This window comes from Pedococcus sp. P1_H8 (genome assembly GCF_056405175.1).
Map to the genome: position 1 here is coordinate 22,239 of NZ_JBFUCP010000009.1, position 14,923 is coordinate 37,161.

The following is a 14,923-nucleotide window of genomic DNA, read 5'->3' on the forward strand; positions in this document are numbered from 1 at the left end:
TACGGCACGATGCTCAGCACCGACGCCCCGGGCGCCCTGCTGAATGTCCGCCGTGACGACGCGTCGTACGCCTCGGACAAGCCCCAGGGCCTGCTGCTCCTCCACCACCTCAACGCCGATGGTGCGAGGGCACAGGTCGTGACCGTCAAGGCCGCGTCGTCGACCAAGCTCACCTCGAGCTCGACGTCGTACACCTACGGGGGCAAGCCGGTGTTCACAGCCACCGTCACGCCCTCGATGGCGACCGGCACGGTGTCCTTCAAGGACGGCGGCAAGGTCGTCAAGACGGTGGCGGTCAGCGGTGGCAAGGCGGTGTGGACCGCCTCGGGCCAGACCCGTGGGACGCACTCGATGACGGCCACCTACAACGGGGATGCGATCACGAACGGCAGCACCTCCGGCATCGTGAAGGTCACGGTCAAGGGGCTGGTGAGCAAGACGTCGCTCAGCGTCAACGACCGCGACTTCTTCAAGGGCTACCGTCCGACCCTGACCGCCACGGTCAGCCCGTCGGTCGCCACCGGAACGGTGACGTTCCGGGACGGCTCGAAGGTGCTCGCCACCGTCGCGGTCAGCAAGGGCAAGGCCGCCTACCGGGCGCCCGTCCTGGCCCGTGGCACGCACAAGCTGACGGCGACCTACAACGGGTCCGGGATCTACAACCCCTCGGCCTCGGCGGCGGTCTCGGTGGTCGTGCGCTGACACCTCCTCGGCAAGACTGAGCTCTGGGCGCGACGCAGCACCCGCTGCACCGACAGTTCGTCATCGACCACCACGACGTCGGCGTCAGATCCCGCTGACAGCGAGCCCACGCCCTGCAGTGCCAGCGCACGCGCCGGGGTCGCGGAGGCCGCCTTCACCGCATCGGCCAGGGGGATGCCCAGCCCGTCGACCAGCCAGCGCACCTGCTCCAGGAGGGTGCTCACCCCGCCGGCGAGGCTGCCGCTGTCGGTCAGTCGCGCGGCGCGGTCGCGGACCGTGACGTCGAGGCCACCCAGCGAGTAGGCGCCCTCGGGCAGGCCGCTGGCAGCCATCGCGTCGCTGACCAGGGCGACGTGGTCGGGTCCCACGGCGTCGAAGACCATCCGCACGGTGCCACCGTCGAGGTGCACGCCGTCGGCGATCAGCTCGACCACCGCCCCACCTCGCGCGGCTGCGGCGATCGATGCAGCGACAGGTCCCGGTGCCCGTGACAGGAGCGGTGGCATGCCGTTGAAGAGGTGGGTCACCAGCGGCAATCCGCCCCGGACCCCTTGCGCCGCAACGGATTCCAGGGCGCGGGTCGCGAGACCGTAGTCGGCATCGGTGTGCCCCAGCGAGCCCAGCGCGCCGACGCGAGCGAGTGCGGCGGGCACGCAGTCGCCTCCGGCGCGCTCGGGCGCCCACGTCATGTGGGCGAACGAACCCTCGCCGCCCGCCTCAGCCAGGGCTTCGACCAGGGCAACGTCGGCGTCGACGAGGGCGGCCGGGTTCTGGGCGCCACACCGGACCGCGGACAGGAACGGCCCTTCGAGGTGTATGCCGGCCAGCTCGCCTCTGCGGACCAGCTCGCCCAGCGCGTGCGCACCATCGAGGAGGGTCCGTGCCGGGGCCGACACGAGCGACCCGATGACCGTGGTCGAACCGTGGGTGTGGTGGTGCCTGGCGGCCGTGCGCCCGCTCTCCACATCGGGGCCGAACTCGCCACCGTTCCCGCCGTGGCAGTGGATGTCGACCAGCCCTGGGAGCAGGGTCAGTCCCGCGCGCCAGCCCTGGGGCGAGGCGACACCCACCCACTCCGAGGGCAGCGAGCCGCGTTCACCGGCATACGCGATGCGGTTGTCGGTGATGGCGACGGCGCCGTCGCTCACGACGCGATCCGGCAGGACGACGGCGCCGGTGAGCAGGATGCGCTGGGCGCTCGGGCTCGCAGAGGTCACGTGAGGATGATGGACCGTGACAGGTGCCGCGGTCGATCCGGGTCCACGCCGGCCTGCTCCGCCTTGGCGACGCAGAGGCGGTGCAGGCGCACGAGGTCGGCCAACGGATCGATCGTCCGGTGCTCGAAGTGCGCACCGGTGGCGCGGACGTCGTCGGCCAGCCCCTCGGGGACGTCGCCGAAGGCCCAGGTCGCCCGTCCGGCAGTCGCGATGCTGATGGGGCCGTGGCGGTACTCCATGGCGGGGTAGGCCTCGGTCCAGAACTGGGCCGACTCGCGCAGCTTCAGGGCTGCTTCCTGGGCGAGCCCGTTGGTCCAGCCGCGTCCCACGAAGGTGATCTGCTCGACGTCGCGCAGCCCTGCGAGCGCGGTGTCGTCGTCCTGCGCGAGGACGTCCTCGGCGTCGGCGATGGCGCCTGTGAGGTCCTCGCCGAGGGTGGCTCGCAACAGGGCGAGGGTCGTGGTGGCGAACCGCGTCTGCACCACCGACCGCTCGTCGACCTCGGGCAGCATGAGCTGGTGCGTGCTCAGGGCGGGGATGGGTGTGCCCACCGTCGCGACAATGGCGGTGGTGGCCTGTCCGCGGGCCTTCAGGGCCTCGAGCAGCTCCACCACCTCGGTCGTCGTGCCCGACCTGGAGATGGCCACGACGTGGTCGTAGCTCCGGTCGAGCGGGAACTCGCTGGCCGCGTGGGCGTCGGTGTGGCCGTGTCCTGCCGACTCGCGCAGCGCGGCATACGCCTGGGCCATGTAGAAGGACGTCCCGCACCCGGTGACGGCGACGCGTGCGCCGTCGGAGGGGAGGACCGCGCGGGCCTCGGAGACCCGGCTCAGGACGGCTCGCCAGTCGGCGGGCTGGGTGGCGATCTCGGCAGCCAGATGCGTGGTGGGCACTTCGTGGCACTCCTTCTGTGAGTGGATAAGACCGAACTAGATGGTCTTCCATCAGATTCAATCAGTCAAGAGGGTGCGCGATTGAATGCGTTTTGATGGGATTTGTGCTCCAAATTGGCCGAGAAACTCCTGCCAGGAGGCTTGACTGGGCCAGCGGGTGGGGCCAATGTGTTCCCAAGCCTCGCTGAACCTGAGCGAAGCGCGCGTTAACCGCTACGAAACGATCAATGCTGGACAACGATCAGGGGCGGAACCGGTCAGGCAACGTCGTCTGATCGTCCACGAGAGATGTGAGGTAAGACGTGAGCACCAGACGACACCTGCCGGCTGCGGGTCTGATCGCGGGGACCGCGGTCATGGCACTCGGCCTCGCGGCCTGCGGAGGCGGGACGGGAGCCGGTTCCACCGACGGCGGAGGCTCGAAGAAGGCCACAACGATCAAGCTCGTCGCGGCGGAGTACTCCAAGGACCACACGAAGGCCTTCTGGGACCAGTTCGCCACGGCGTACAAGGCCAAGACGGGCAACACCCTCGAGGTGCAGATCGTCAGCTGGGACGACATCGACCAGCAGAGCTCGACGATGGTCCAGAACAACAACCCGCCGGACATCCTCAACCTCAACGCCTACGCCAGCTATGCCAAGGACGGCCTGCTCTACAACTCCGACGAGGTGCTCCCCGCTGCGGTGAAGTCCGACCTGCTCGAGGCGTTCGTCAAGTCCGGCACCTACGACGGCAAGATGTACGGCATGCCCGACTTGAGCTCGGCCCGGGCGATGTTCTACAACAAGACCCTCTTCAAGGAGGCCGGCATCGCCGAGCCGCCCAAGACGTGGGCCGAGTTCGAGGCGGACGCCAAGAAGATCGCGGACCTCGGCAAGGGCAACATCGGCTACGGCCTGCCGCTCGGGCCCGAGGAGGCCCAGGGTGAGTTCTCCATCTGGCTGTTCAACAACGGTGGGGACTGGAAGAAGGACGGCAAGTGGACCGTCAACAGCCCCGAGAACGTCGAGACGCTGGGCTTCCTCAAGGGCCTCGCGACCAAGAAGCTGACCCAGAACAACCCCGGCAAGACCAACCGGCAGGACGCCTTCGACCTGTTCGCGTCCGGCAAGGTCGGCATGGTCGTCGGCTTCTCCCCGCTGGCCGGGGCCCTCGACAAGGACAAGAAGGTCGACTACGGCGTGGCGCCGATGCCGACCAAGGCTGACGGTGGGACGCCGCAGACGTTCGGCGTCACCGACTACCTCATGGCCTTCAAGAAGAAGGGGAACCAGGAGGCCGTGAAGGCGTTCTACGACCTCTACTACCAGAAGGACCAGGTCAACACCTTCATCAAGGCAGAGGGCTTCCTGCCGGTCACCAAGTCCGGCATCCAGGAGTTCTCCTCCGACGCCGCGCTGAAGACCTACCTCGAGACGCTGCCGAACGCCCACCTCACGCCGACCGACGACCCCACCTGGGACAAGGTCAAGCTCGCGGTGCAGCAGAACCTCGGAACGGCGGTCACCGGCGACCCGAAGGCGGTCCTGGACAAGCTCCAGCAGTCCGCTGAGGCCGGCGGCTGAGCGTGACCCAGCCCATCGGTGACGGTGCGGGTGTGGTCGGTCAGCCGGCCGCCCCCGCACCGGCACCATCCGCCCCGGCTTCGCCGCCGACCGGTCGTCGGGGACTCCGGTCCCGGCGGCACGGTCGCGGCGGCCGAGTTTCCGGCTGGATCGCGCTGCTGTGGCTCGGCCCAGCACTCGCCCTGATCTTCGGCGTGGTCGTCTGGCCCGCGGTCGAGCTCGTGCGGGCCTCGCTCTCGCGCTACTCGATCACCGGTCTGCGCAAGGGTGACGCGGGGCTGGACAACTACCGCAACGTCCTGGCCAACGAGAGCCTCGGCACCGTCCTGACCAACACGCTCGTCTGGGTGGTCGCCGTGGTGCTGCTGACCATCGTGATCAGCCTGGGCCTGGCCCAGTTCCTCACCAAGGACTTCTGGGGTCGCAGGTTGGTCCGCTGGGCGGTCATCGTTCCGTGGGCGGCCTCCCTGGTCATCACGGCGCGCCTGTTCAGCCTGATCTACAGCTACTACTACGGCACCCTCAACGCGGTGCTGCTCGGCCTGCACCTCATCGACACCCCGATCGACTTCATCGGCAGCGACCGCCTGATCATGCCGTCGATGATCGCGGTGGGCGTCTTCGTGTCGGTCCCGTTCACCGCGTACGTCTTCGTGGCCGGTCTCAACGCCATCCCGACCGACGTCTACGAGGCCGCGCGGATCGACGGGGCGTCCCCGTGGAAGATCTGGCGACTGATCACGCTGCCCCTGCTGCGGCCGGCGATCCTCGTGGCCACGGTGCTCAACATGATCTACGTCTTCAACAGCTTCCCGATCATCTACACGCTGAACGAGTCCAACCCGGGCTTCAGCCACGACACGACGATCACGTTCATGTACAAGCTCGCCTTCAAGAGCGCTGAGAAGGACGTGGGCCAGTCGGCGGCAGCCGGCCTGTTCAACGTCTGCCTCATCCTCGTGGCGGTGCTTGTCTACTTGCGGGTCTCCCGCTGGCGCGAGGAGGAGTCGTGACCACCACGACCACGACCACGGGTATGCCGCGTGGCGCGGCAACCAAGCCCGCCCGCCCCACCGGCTGGCGCGGGATCCGCCCGTGGGCGATGCCCCTGATCGGCCTCGGCGTCGCGTTCGCCTTCGTCTGGCCCTACCTCGTGATGCTGCTCGATGCGTTCCGTCCGAGCAGCGACGTGGTCCGGACGCCGCCGTCGGTCCTGCCCGAGGTGTGGAAGTGGACGACCTTCTCCGAGGTCATCGGCGACGAGCGCTTCCTCGCCTGGCTCCGCACGTCCGTGATCGTGGCCGTCGCCTCCACGGCGATCGTCGTCGTCGTCGCCATCCCCGCGGCCTACTTCACGGCTCGCTTCAAGTTCCGCGGTCGGATTGCCTTCCTGTTCCTCGTCCTGGTCACCCAGATGTTCTCGCCGACCTCCCTGGTGGTGGGGATCTACCGCGAGTTCTTCACGGTCAACCTCGTCAACACCTACCTCGCCCTGATCCTCACGAACGCGGCCTTCAACCTGGCCTTCGCGATCTGGATCCTGCACGGCTTCTTCGCCTCGATCCCGCGCGAGCTCGAGGAGGCGTCCGAGCTCGACGGCTGCGGGCGGCTCGGGACCCTGTGGCGGGTCATGCTTCCGCTCACCCTGCCCGGTCTGGTGACGGCCACGATCTTCACCTTCATCGCGGCCTGGAACGAGTACGTCGTCGCGCTCACGCTGATGCTCGACGACGCCAAGAAGCCCCTCACCGTGGGTATCAACTCCTATGTCACCGGCTACGAGCAGAACTGGGACCAGCTGTTCGGTGCCTCGATCATCGCCATCGTTCCCGTCGTCGTGCTCTTCGCCCTCATCGAGAAGCACCTCGTCGGCGGGCTCACCTCGGGAGCGGTCAAGTGAACGAGCCGGACGGGCGCAGCATGGACCGCGGCGCCCGCTGGAGTGCATTGCTCGGCCTGCTCGCCGAGCACGGCCGGCTCAGCGTCGCCCAGGTGGTGGAGTCGCTCGGCGTCTCCGAGGCCACCGTGCGTCGCGACTTCGGTGACCTCGCGGCCCAGCAGCTCGTGACGCGCACCCATGGGGGTGTGGTGGCCAGCGCCGTGGCCTACGACCTGCCGGTGCGCTACAAGCAGGGCGGTGGCGACTCGGCCAAGGAGCGGATCGCCGCCTTCGCCGCCGACCTCATTCCGGAGGGGTCCGTCGTGGGCTTCAACGGAGGCACCACGACCAGTGCCACCGCGCGCAAGCTCGCTGCCCGGGCCGATCTCGCGGCGTCGTCGCGCCGTCCGTCGATCACGGTCGTGACCAACGCCCTCAACATCGCGACCGAGATGGTGCTGCGGCCGTTCATCCGCTGCGTCTCCCTCGGAGGTGTGGCGCGGCCGGAGTCCTACGAGCTCTCCGGCCCGCTGGCCTCGATGGTGCTGGGCGAGCTGTGGCTGGACACGGTCGTCCTGGGTGTCGACGGCGTCTCGGGGGCGGGGGGAGCGACCTGCGAACACGAGGGCGAAGCCGGGATCAACTCGCTCATGGTCCAGCGCGCCGACCGCGTGGTCGTCGTGAGCACGGGTGACAAGGTGGGGCGACGTGCCTTTGCCCGAATCTGCTCCTCGGAGCGGATCCAGGTGCTCGTCACCGACGAGACCGCACCTGCGGCTGCGCTGGCCGAGTTCCGGGCTGCCGGCGTCACGGTCGAGATCGTCTGAGGCAGGCACCTTCAAAGCCGCGCCACGCGGCATACCCTCGGAGCGCCTAATCTCGAAGCCATGAGCGACCTGCACTGCGCCGCCACCCTGCTCATCGCGCGGCACGGCGACGCCGAGTACGGCCACCCGTCGGTGCTGTCCGACGAAGGCGGCTGGCTGTCGCAGGAGGGAGTCGAGCAGACCGAGGCGCTGGCGGCCGCGGTGGCCACACGCAAGGTCGCCCGCGTTTACACGAGCACGTTCGCCAGAGCCATCGAGTCCGGCGCGATCGCGGCGCGGGCCCTGGGGGTCGAGGCGCGGGCGGTGCCAGGGTTGGAGGAGTTCTCCGTCGGCGCCCTGGCGGGTCGGCCACACGACGACCCGGAGCTCGCCTCGGTGTTCAAGTCCTGGCTGCACGGGGACCTGGGTCGGTGCATCCCCGGCGGGGAGACCGGCGAGGAGGTCGTGGCCCGCTATCGCGAGGCGCTCCAGGCGATCGCAGACCAGTTCCGCGGCGAGACGGTCCTGGTGTTCTCGCACGGCGGCGTCATGTCGTTCGTCCTGCCCCGGATCTCCGGCAACGTTCGCGACGACCTCGCCGCCGCCAAGTACCTGCCCAACTGCGCGGTGGCCGAGGTGTCGGTGGACGGGGACGGCTTCGAGGTGCTGAGCTGGCCGGGATCGACCGACCGCGCCGTCGTCTAGACCGCGCCGTCGCTCATCCATGCAATTGTTGGGTTAGCGCCGGCCCCAGACCTCAGAACAGCCGGTGCTCGCTGTTGTCGATCCCTTTGAGGGCGTCGTAGTCGAGCGTGACGCAGCGGATGCCACGGTCGGTGGCCAGCGTGCGCGCCTGGGGCTTGATCTCCTGGGCGGCGAAGACGCCGGTCACGGGGGACAGGTGCGGGTCGCGGTTCATCAGCTCGAGGTAGCGCGTCAGCTGCTCGACGCCGTCGATGTCGCCGCGCCGCTTGATCTCGACCGCCACCGAGGCGCCCGTGGCGTCCTTGCACAGGATGTCGACCGGGCCGATGGCCGTCATGTACTCACGGCGGACCAGGCTGTAGCCGTCACCCAGGGTGTGGATGTGCTCCGCGAGCAGCTTCTGGAGATGCGCCTCGACGCCGTCCTTGATCAGCCCCGGGTCGACGCCCAGGTCGTGCGCGGAGTCGTGGAGCACGTCGTGGATGAGCACCCGCAGCCGGTCCTCCGACTTCGCGTGCTGCACCTGCCACACGGCGGTGACCCCGGCGGCGGCCTCGTGGGCCTCGGGCTCGACCTCCGCCATCGCGCAGGGCGGTGACATCCAGTTCAGCGGCTTGTAGGAGCCGCCGTCGCTGTGGACGAGCACCGAGCCGTCCGCCTTGACGAGCAGGAGCCTCGTCGCCAGGGGGAGGTGGGCCGACAGACGTCCGTCGTAGTCCACGGAGCACTTCGCAATGACCAACCGCACGAGGGGTCACTCTACGGCCCGCCGACCGTTGCGCGTGCCGGGGTCCTGAGCGCACACTCATGGACAAGAGGTGAGTGGTATGCCGTCCGTCCTGGGCAACGTAGCCGGTCTCGCCCTCGTGATGGGCACCCTCGTGAGCGGGGTGCGCTGGCTCACCACCGGCCGGCCACCCAGGCTGCTCGAGCCCTCCGTCGCCAGGGCGCAGTCATGGCGCGCCTCGCGTCGCCCCGCGACCGAACCCATCCCGCCGGTGCTGCTGGCCCTGGAGCTCAGCCGCCTCGCGGCTCACATCCGCCGGGTCGAGGAGGGCGACCAGCCCCGCAAGGCCGAGCGGCTGATGGCGGCGCGTCTGGCCTACGACCACGCGCTGCGTGACTACTGCAGGGCGGTGGACATCCCGGTGCCGACCGCCATCCGAGGGCTGTCCCGCGAGCAGCGCTTCCACATGGAGTCCGCCCTCATCGGGGCCGGTCACGACTGGTGAGCACGCGGGGTGGTGACCGTCACGCTCCCCGGGGGTCCACGCGGCATACCTGCTCTGCCAGACTCGCGGCATGGCTCGTGAGTTCAGCAAGGTCGGAGTAATCGGTCTCGGCACCATGGGTGCCGGCATCGTCGAGGTGTTCGCCCGCAACGGGATCGACGTCGTGGCGGTCGAGGTCGACCAGGCGGCGGTCGACAAGGGACGTGGCGTGCTCGAGCACTCCACGGGCCGGGCCGTCAGCCGGGGCAAGCTGAGCGAGGAGGACCAGGCGGCGCTGCACGCGCGAGTGCAGTTCACCTCGAGCCTCGACGAGCTCGCGGACTGCCAGCTCGTGGTCGAGGCCGTGCCTGAGCACCTGGAGCTCAAGAAGGAGCTCTTCGGCAAGCTCGACGCGATCGTCGGACCCGAGGCCATCCTCGCGACCAACACGTCGTCGCTGTCGGTCACCGAGATCGCGGTGGCGACCGGCAACCCCAAGCGGGTCGTCGGCATGCACTTCTTCAACCCCGCCCCCGTGCTGCAGTTCGTCGAGGTGATCCGCACCGTCGTCACCGAGGACGAGGTCTTCGAGGACGTCAAGGCGCTCGCGATCCGACTCGGCAAGCAGCCGGTCATCGTGGGGGACAAGGCCGGGTTCATCGCCAACGCGCTGCTGTTCGGTTACCTCAACCACGCCGTCTCCATGTTCGAGTCGCGCTATGCCAGCCGCGAGGACATCGACGCGGCGATGAAGCTCGGCTGCGGCTACCCCATGGGCCCGCTCGCGCTGATGGACCTGATCGGTCTCGACACCGCCTACGAGATCCTCGACACGATGTACAAGCAGGGCCGCGACCGCCTGCACGCCCCGAGCCCGGTCATCAAGCAGATGGTCAGCGCCGGTCTCAAGGGTCGCAAGAGCGGTCGCGGGTTCTACACCTACGCCGAGCCGGGCAGCAGCCAGGTCGTCGACGACGGGCTCACCCCGACGTCGGCCGGCGAGTCCGCAGCCGCGCTGCGCGAGGTGCGGACTGTCGGCGTCGTCGGCTCCGGGACGATGGCGACCGGCATCATCGAGGTCTTCGCCAAGGCCGGCTACGACGTCGTCTACGTCACCCGCAGCCAGCCCAAGGTCGACGCCGTGACCGCGGCCATCACCAAGTCGCTCGAGAAGGCCGTCCAGCGCGGCAAGCTCAGCGAGGAGGACCGCGCCGCCGCCCTGGGCCACCTGACCGGCACCACATCCCTGGACGACCTGGCCTCCGCAGACCTCGTCGTCGAGGCCGTCGTCGAGGACCTGGCCGTCAAGAAGGCGCTGTTCGAGAACCTCGACGAGATCTGCCGGCCGGGAGCGATCCTGGCCACCACGACCTCGTCGCTGCCCGTCGTCGACTGCGCGGCCGCCACCTCGCGCCCGCAGGACGTCATCGGGATGCACTTCTTCAACCCGGCGCAGATCATGAAGCTCGTCGAGGTCGTCCACACGGTCTCGACCGCGCCGGACGTCGTGGCGACGGTGCAGGACGTCTGCGCCAAGGTCGGCAAGCACGCGGTCACGTGTGGCGACCGCTCGGGCTTCATCGTCAATGCCCTGCTGTTCCCCTACCTCAACGATGCCGTGAAGATGCTCAACGCCAACTACGCCACGGCCGACGCGATCGACACCGCGATGAAGACCGGGTGCGGCCTGCCCATGGGGCCGTTCGAGCTGCTCGACGTCGTCGGCAACGACGTGTCGCTGGCGATCCAGCGCGAGCTCTACCTCGAGTTCCGCGAGCCCGGTTTCGCCCCTGCGCCGCTGCTCGAGCACATGGTCACGGCCGGCTACCTCGGCCGCAAGACGGGGCGCGGCTTCCGCACCTACGCCTGAGGCTGCGCTGCGGCGGTCGGCGTGGCGCCAGCGGCCGGGGCGGCTCTGCGAGAATCGTAACCATGCCCCGTGCCAACCGGCGTCGCCGTGACGACGCCCCGCTGAACCTCGACCGCGCGGTCGGGGGGACCGCGCGGCGGGAGGGGTATGCCGGCGGCGAGTGGTTCGTGCGCCGCGTCACCGGCAGCGGTGCGAGCCGCGCCTACCTGTGCCCTGGCTGCCAGCAGGACATCCAGATGGGCACGCCGCACGTGGTGGCCTGGCCGGCCGAGGGAATGGGTGGGCTCGACGACCGTCGCCACTGGCACACCCCGTGCTGGGAGGCACGCGACCGCCGGCACACCCGCGGCTCCATCCGCTGAGGACTCCGCCAGCCCGGCGAGCTCAGTGGCGGCGCTGGCGGGGGAGCAGGACCTCTTCGTAGAGCAGCAGGAGGCCGGCTGCCACGGGGATCGCGAGCAGGGCGCCGAGGACACCCAGGAGGGTGCCGCCGGCGAGGGCCGCCACCACGGTGACCGCGCCAGGGACCGACACGGTGCGCTGCATGATCTTGGGCGCGACGATGTAGTTCTCGACCTGCTGGTAGACCACGTAGTAGATGATCGCGATCACGGCCTTCTTGGGCTCGTCGAACACCGCGACCAAGCACACGACCGCGGCACCGATGGTGGCACCGACCATGGGGATGAGTCCGAGGAAGCCGACCGCCACAGCCAGCACGGCGGCATACGGGATGCCGACGATCATCATCATGATCCACGAGCAGATGGCGTTGATCGTCGCGACGGCGACCTGGCCGGCCGCGTAGGAACCCGTCCTGCGCATGATCTCCTCGGACAGCGAGATCACCCGGGGGCGACGCGAGGCGGGGACGATCGCGTAGGCCCCCTGCTTGACGCGCGGGAAGGACGCGAGGAGGAAGAGCGTCAGGACGAGCACGGTGAACGTCTGGAAGATGCCGCCGATGACCGCGACGCCGACTCCCAGCACCCCGCCGAACACCTGGCTGATGAAGTTGCCGTCGGTGATCCGCTTGTTGAACTCGGCCTGGATCTTGTCGACGACGTCGTAGTGCCGGTCGAGGTCCTTGACGAAGCTGCTGCGCAGGATCTGGTCGAGGTAGTCGGGCGCCTTCTGCGCGAGGTCGCTGCCCTGGGTGATGACCGGTGGGACCACCACGAGCCCGAGCAGGGTGAAGACCGCAACGACGCCGGCGAAGACGACCGCCACCGCTCCACCGCGGCGCATGCCGTGGCTGGTGAGGAACTCCACGAGTGGGTTCAGCGTGAGGGCGAGGAAGAAGGCGATGACGACGAGGGTGAGCACTGTCGTGAGCCGACCCAGGGTCTGCCACAGCAGCAGGGCCGTGAGCACGCCGATGCCCCCGACGAAGCCCATGTAGAACGGTGACTGGCGGTTGAGCGGTCGCCCGGCCTGTCCGTAGCGGCGGCCCCGACCCTGTTCCTCACCTCGGCCGCGCTCCTGGTCGTCCGCCTCGTCCGCCTCGTCGCGACCACCGGCCGTGGCCGTGGCCGTCGCCGTGGTCGCACCGGCGCCGGCACTCGCAGCGCCCTCCTCGTCGTCGCTCGGCCGGCCGCCGGGCAGGAGGTCCGCGAGCAGGCCGATCGGCGAGGAGGACGTCTGCGACTCCGAGGCCTGGTGCGGGTGGTTGCTGGCGAGCAGGGCGGCGCGCTGTGCGCGTCGGAACTCACGCCACCGGTCCAGGGCTGACATGGCCCCGAGCCTATGGCACGCCGTCGCGCCGCCGCGGTATCGCCGCAGGTCAGGTGTTGCGGAACCGGTCGATCTGCGGGAGCAGGGAGGCCCGCATCCCGGCATCGGTCACGCCGAGCCCGGCCTCGGGGGAGAGGGTGAGCACGCCGACCTTGCCCTGGTGGGCGTTGCGGTGCACGTCGAGCGCGGCCTGGCCGACCTCGTCCATGGAGTAGGTCTTGGAGAGGGTGGGGTGGATGAGGCCCCGGTTGATGAGCTCGTTGGCCTCCCACGCCTCGCGGTAGTTGGCGAAGTGGCTCGAGATGATCCGCTTGAGGTTCATCCACAGGTAGCGGTTGTCGTACTCGTGCATGTAGCCCGACGTCGAGGCGCAGGTCACGATGGTGCCGCCCTTGCGCGCGACGTAGACGCTGGCCCCGAAGGTCTCACGCCCGGGGTGCTCGAAGACGATGTCGACGTCGTGCCCGCCGGTGAGCTCACGGATCTTCTTGCCGAGCCGCTGCCACTCCCGGGGGTCCTGCGCGGTGTTGTCGTCGTTCCAGAAGCGGTAGCCCTCGGCGCTGCGGTCGATGATCAGCTCGGCACCCATGTCGCGGCAGATCTGGGCCTTCTCCGGCGAGGAGACGACGCAGATCGGGGTGGCGCCACCGGACAGCGCCATCTGGGTGGCGTAGGAGCCCAGACCACCCGACGCGCCCCAGATCAGCACGCGGTCGCCGAGCTTCATGGCGGCGCCGTTCTTGGAGATCAGCTGGCGGTAGGCCGTCGAGTTGACCAGCCCGGGCGAAGCCGCTTCCTCCCACGTCAGGTGGGCCGGCTTGGGCATCAGCTGGTTGGACTTGACGATGGCCAGCTCGGCCAGCCCGCCGAAGTTGGTCTCGAAGCCCCAGATCCGCTGCTGCGGGTCGAGCATGGTGTCGTTGTGGCCCTCGGCGTCCTCGAGCTCGACCGACAGGCAGTGGGCGACGACCTCCTGGCCGGGCTTCCACTTGGTGACCCCGGGTCCGGTCCGCAGCACGACGCCGGCGAGGTCGGAACCCACCACGTGGTAGGGCAGGTCGTGCCGCTTGGCGAACTCCGACGTGCGGCCGTAGCGCTCCAGGAACCCGAAGGTCGACACCGGCTCGAAGATCGAGGTCCACACGGTGTTGTAGTTGATGGCGCTGGCCATGACGGCGACGAGCGCCTCACCGGGCGCGAGCTCGGGCACCGGGACGTCGTCGAGGTGCAGGGACTTGCGGGGGTCCTTCTCCTTGGTGGACAGGCCCTCGAAGATGTCCACCTCGTCCTTGTGCACCGTCACGGCGCGGTAGGTCTCCGGAATGGACAACCCGGCATACGTCTCCTGGGTGCGGTCCCCGGAGAGGATGGCGTCGCGGATTTCCTGCATGGGTCTGTCTCCTCGGCGTCGTCGGCACGGCTGGAGCCGAAACTACTGCGGAGTAAGGCAATCGGGATACCCGGTGAGACTCCGGTCACGCGGTGACCTACCTCACGCGGCGCCTGAGTGGGTCAGTCAGTGCGTCTCGTGGGCGGGCTGGACGAGCTCGACCAGGATGCCGCCGGCGTCCTTGGGGTGGATGAAGTTCACCCTCGAGTTGGAGGTGCCCCGCCGCGGCTCGTCGTAGAGCAGCCGCAGGCCGCGTTCGCGCAGGACCTGGCTGACGGCCTGGACGTCCTCCACGCGGTAGGCCACCTGCTGCACTCCGGGCCCGGTGCGGTCCAGGAACTTCGCGATGGTCGACTCGGGGGACAAGGGCGCCAGCAGCTGGATGTGCGACCCGCTGCCGCCGACCGCCATCATCGCCTCGCGGACGCCCTGCTCCTCGTTGACCTCCTGGTGCGCCAGCGTCATGCCGTAGGTGTCGCGGTAGAAGGCGATCGCCTCGTCGAGGTCGCGCACCGCGACTCCCACGTGGTCGATGGCGGTGAAGAGCTCGGTGGGCAGTCCAGTCATGGTCGTCAGCCTAGGACGAGGCCGGTATGCCGCGACATGAGCGATGCGTCACGCTCCTGACCGCGCCCCTAGACTGGCGCTCATGTCCGCACTGTCCCGGGACGACGTCGCGCACCTCGCCGGCCTCGCCCGCATCGACCTGTCCGATGCCGAGCTCGACCGGATGGTCGGAGAGCTCGGCGTCATCCTCGAGTCCGTCGCCAAGGTGCAGGAAGTCGCCGCGGACGACATCGAGCCGATGTCGCACCCGCTGCCGCTGACGAACGTCACCCGCCCGGACGAGGTCCGTCCGTCGCTCGGGGCGCAGGCCGCCCTGTCAGGGGCGCCGGAGCAGGAGCAGCAGCGCTTCTCCGTGCCGCGCATCCTTGACGAGGACTGACT

General features: G+C 69.2%; 16 protein-coding genes. 10 read left to right on the plus strand and 6 right to left on the minus strand.

The features are described 5' to 3' along the window. The first annotated feature begins 138 nt into the window (after nucleotides 1-138). Complete coding sequence (locus AC1DYG_RS14155; RefSeq protein WP_477640677.1) at nucleotides 139-702, plus strand: Ig-like domain-containing protein; 564 nt, start codon at nucleotides 139-141, stop codon at nucleotides 700-702. Here AC1DYG_RS14155 and AC1DYG_RS14160 read toward each other — a convergent pair. Both AC1DYG_RS14160 and AC1DYG_RS14165 read right to left on the minus strand, forming a co-directional pair. Further along, nucleotides 657-1,919, minus strand: coding sequence for an N-acetylglucosamine-6-phosphate deacetylase (locus tag AC1DYG_RS14160; RefSeq protein WP_477640514.1), 1,263 nt, complete (start codon nucleotides 1,917-1,919; stop codon nucleotides 657-659). The two genes, AC1DYG_RS14155 and AC1DYG_RS14160, sit on opposite strands and share 46 nt — an antisense overlap. Beyond that, on the minus strand, nucleotides 1,916-2,812 hold the full coding sequence (locus AC1DYG_RS14165) for an SIS domain-containing protein (RefSeq protein WP_477640515.1): 897 nt from the start codon (nucleotides 2,810-2,812) through the stop codon (nucleotides 1,916-1,918). Before AC1DYG_RS14165 ends, AC1DYG_RS14160 begins: the two co-directional genes overlap by 4 nt. A 302-nt stretch (nucleotides 2,813-3,114) precedes the next feature. Here AC1DYG_RS14165 and AC1DYG_RS14170 point away from each other — a divergent pair, with 302 nt between their 5' ends. From AC1DYG_RS14170 to AC1DYG_RS14190, 5 genes are read left to right on the plus strand one after another with little or no spacing between them, the layout of a single operon-like run. After that, nucleotides 3,115-4,380, plus strand: coding sequence for an extracellular solute-binding protein (locus AC1DYG_RS14170; RefSeq protein WP_477640516.1), 1,266 nt, complete (start codon nucleotides 3,115-3,117; stop codon nucleotides 4,378-4,380). A gap of 2 nt (nucleotides 4,381-4,382) precedes the next feature. Further along, nucleotides 4,383-5,393: a carbohydrate ABC transporter permease gene (locus tag AC1DYG_RS14175; protein ID WP_477640517.1), complete on the plus strand. Its 1,011-nt coding sequence runs from the start codon at nucleotides 4,383-4,385 to the stop codon at nucleotides 5,391-5,393. Beyond that, nucleotides 5,390-6,280 carry a carbohydrate ABC transporter permease gene (locus AC1DYG_RS14180; RefSeq protein ID WP_477640518.1) on the plus strand — a complete coding sequence of 297 codons (891 nt, stop codon included), beginning with the start codon at nucleotides 5,390-5,392 and terminating at the stop codon, nucleotides 6,278-6,280. The genes AC1DYG_RS14175 and AC1DYG_RS14180 overlap by 4 nt, the downstream gene beginning before the upstream one ends. Then, entirely contained in the window at nucleotides 6,277-7,086 is an 810-nt protein-coding gene (locus tag AC1DYG_RS14185) for a DeoR/GlpR family DNA-binding transcription regulator (protein WP_477640519.1), read from the plus strand. The genes AC1DYG_RS14180 and AC1DYG_RS14185 overlap by 4 nt, the downstream gene beginning before the upstream one ends. A gap of 60 nt (nucleotides 7,087-7,146) precedes the next feature. After that, nucleotides 7,147-7,770, plus strand: coding sequence for a histidine phosphatase family protein (locus AC1DYG_RS14190; RefSeq protein ID WP_477640520.1), 624 nt, complete (start codon nucleotides 7,147-7,149; stop codon nucleotides 7,768-7,770). Between the two features lie 52 nt (nucleotides 7,771-7,822). Here the strand turns inward: AC1DYG_RS14190 and nucS are convergent, their stop codons facing one another. Further along, nucleotides 7,823-8,518, minus strand: a complete 696-nt coding sequence (nucS, locus tag AC1DYG_RS14195) for an endonuclease NucS (RefSeq protein ID WP_477640521.1) — start codon at nucleotides 8,516-8,518, stop codon at nucleotides 7,823-7,825. 79 nt (nucleotides 8,519-8,597) lie between these two features. Between nucS and AC1DYG_RS14200 the strand changes: the two genes are divergently transcribed. The 3 genes from AC1DYG_RS14200 to AC1DYG_RS14210 all read left to right on the plus strand — a co-directional run bounded on the left by AC1DYG_RS14200 (nucleotide 8,598) and on the right by AC1DYG_RS14210 (nucleotide 11,213). After that, a complete protein-coding gene (locus AC1DYG_RS14200) occupies nucleotides 8,598-9,002 on the plus strand; it encodes a hypothetical protein (protein ID WP_477640522.1) in 405 nt (134 codons plus the stop codon). Nucleotides 9,003-9,072: 70 nt separating this feature from the next. Further along, nucleotides 9,073-10,851, plus strand: a complete 1,779-nt coding sequence (locus AC1DYG_RS14205; protein ID WP_477640523.1) for a 3-hydroxyacyl-CoA dehydrogenase family protein — start codon at nucleotides 9,073-9,075, stop codon at nucleotides 10,849-10,851. A gap of 62 nt (nucleotides 10,852-10,913) precedes the next feature. Next, on the plus strand, nucleotides 10,914-11,213 hold the full coding sequence (locus AC1DYG_RS14210; RefSeq protein ID WP_477640524.1) for a hypothetical protein: 300 nt from the start codon (nucleotides 10,914-10,916) through the stop codon (nucleotides 11,211-11,213). Nucleotides 11,214-11,235: 22 nt separating this feature from the next. Here the strand turns inward: AC1DYG_RS14210 and AC1DYG_RS14215 are convergent, their stop codons facing one another. The 3 genes from AC1DYG_RS14215 to mce all read right to left on the minus strand — a co-directional run bounded on the left by AC1DYG_RS14215 (nucleotide 11,236) and on the right by mce (nucleotide 14,542). Continuing rightward, the gene (locus AC1DYG_RS14215) at nucleotides 11,236-12,585 is read right to left on the minus strand and encodes an AI-2E family transporter (protein WP_477640525.1); all 1,350 of its coding nucleotides are present in this window, start codon (nucleotides 12,583-12,585) and stop codon (nucleotides 11,236-11,238) included. A 49-nt stretch (nucleotides 12,586-12,634) separates the two neighbouring features. Then, on the minus strand, nucleotides 12,635-13,975 hold the full coding sequence (ccrA, locus tag AC1DYG_RS14220; RefSeq protein WP_477640526.1) for a crotonyl-CoA carboxylase/reductase: 1,341 nt from the start codon (nucleotides 13,973-13,975) through the stop codon (nucleotides 12,635-12,637). A 126-nt stretch (nucleotides 13,976-14,101) separates the two neighbouring features. Beyond that, the gene (mce, locus tag AC1DYG_RS14225) at nucleotides 14,102-14,542 is read right to left on the minus strand and encodes a methylmalonyl-CoA epimerase (protein ID WP_477640527.1); all 441 of its coding nucleotides are present in this window, start codon (nucleotides 14,540-14,542) and stop codon (nucleotides 14,102-14,104) included. An 82-nt stretch (nucleotides 14,543-14,624) separates the two neighbouring features. On the opposite strand from mce, the gene gatC reads away from it, so the two are divergent. After that, the gene (gene gatC, locus AC1DYG_RS14230) at nucleotides 14,625-14,921 is read left to right on the plus strand and encodes an Asp-tRNA(Asn)/Glu-tRNA(Gln) amidotransferase subunit GatC (protein WP_477623306.1); all 297 of its coding nucleotides are present in this window, start codon (nucleotides 14,625-14,627) and stop codon (nucleotides 14,919-14,921) included. Nucleotides 14,922-14,923 lie beyond the last annotated feature (2 nt).

What these genes read in the sequence shown, in the direction of transcription:
- gatC (WP_477623306.1), top strand. Translation starts at nt 14,625, where the DNA reads ATGTCCGCACTGTCCCGGGACGACGTCGCGCACCTCGCCGGCCTCGCC.
- AC1DYG_RS14190 (WP_477640520.1), top strand. Translation starts at nt 7,147, where the DNA reads ATGAGCGACCTGCACTGCGCCGCCACCCTGCTCATCGCGCGGCACGGC.
- AC1DYG_RS14205 (WP_477640523.1), top strand. Translation starts at nt 9,073, where the DNA reads ATGGCTCGTGAGTTCAGCAAGGTCGGAGTAATCGGTCTCGGCACCATG.
- mce (WP_477640527.1), bottom strand. Translation starts at nt 14,542, where the DNA reads ATGACTGGACTGCCCACCGAGCTCTTCACCGCCATCGACCACGTGGGA.
- ccrA (WP_477640526.1), bottom strand. Translation starts at nt 13,975, where the DNA reads ATGCAGGAAATCCGCGACGCCATCCTCTCCGGGGACCGCACCCAGGAG.
- AC1DYG_RS14215 (WP_477640525.1), bottom strand. Translation starts at nt 12,585, where the DNA reads ATGTCAGCCCTGGACCGGTGGCGTGAGTTCCGACGCGCACAGCGCGCC.
- AC1DYG_RS14210 (WP_477640524.1), top strand. Translation starts at nt 10,914, where the DNA reads ATGCCCCGTGCCAACCGGCGTCGCCGTGACGACGCCCCGCTGAACCTC.
- AC1DYG_RS14200 (WP_477640522.1), top strand. Translation starts at nt 8,598, where the DNA reads ATGCCGTCCGTCCTGGGCAACGTAGCCGGTCTCGCCCTCGTGATGGGC.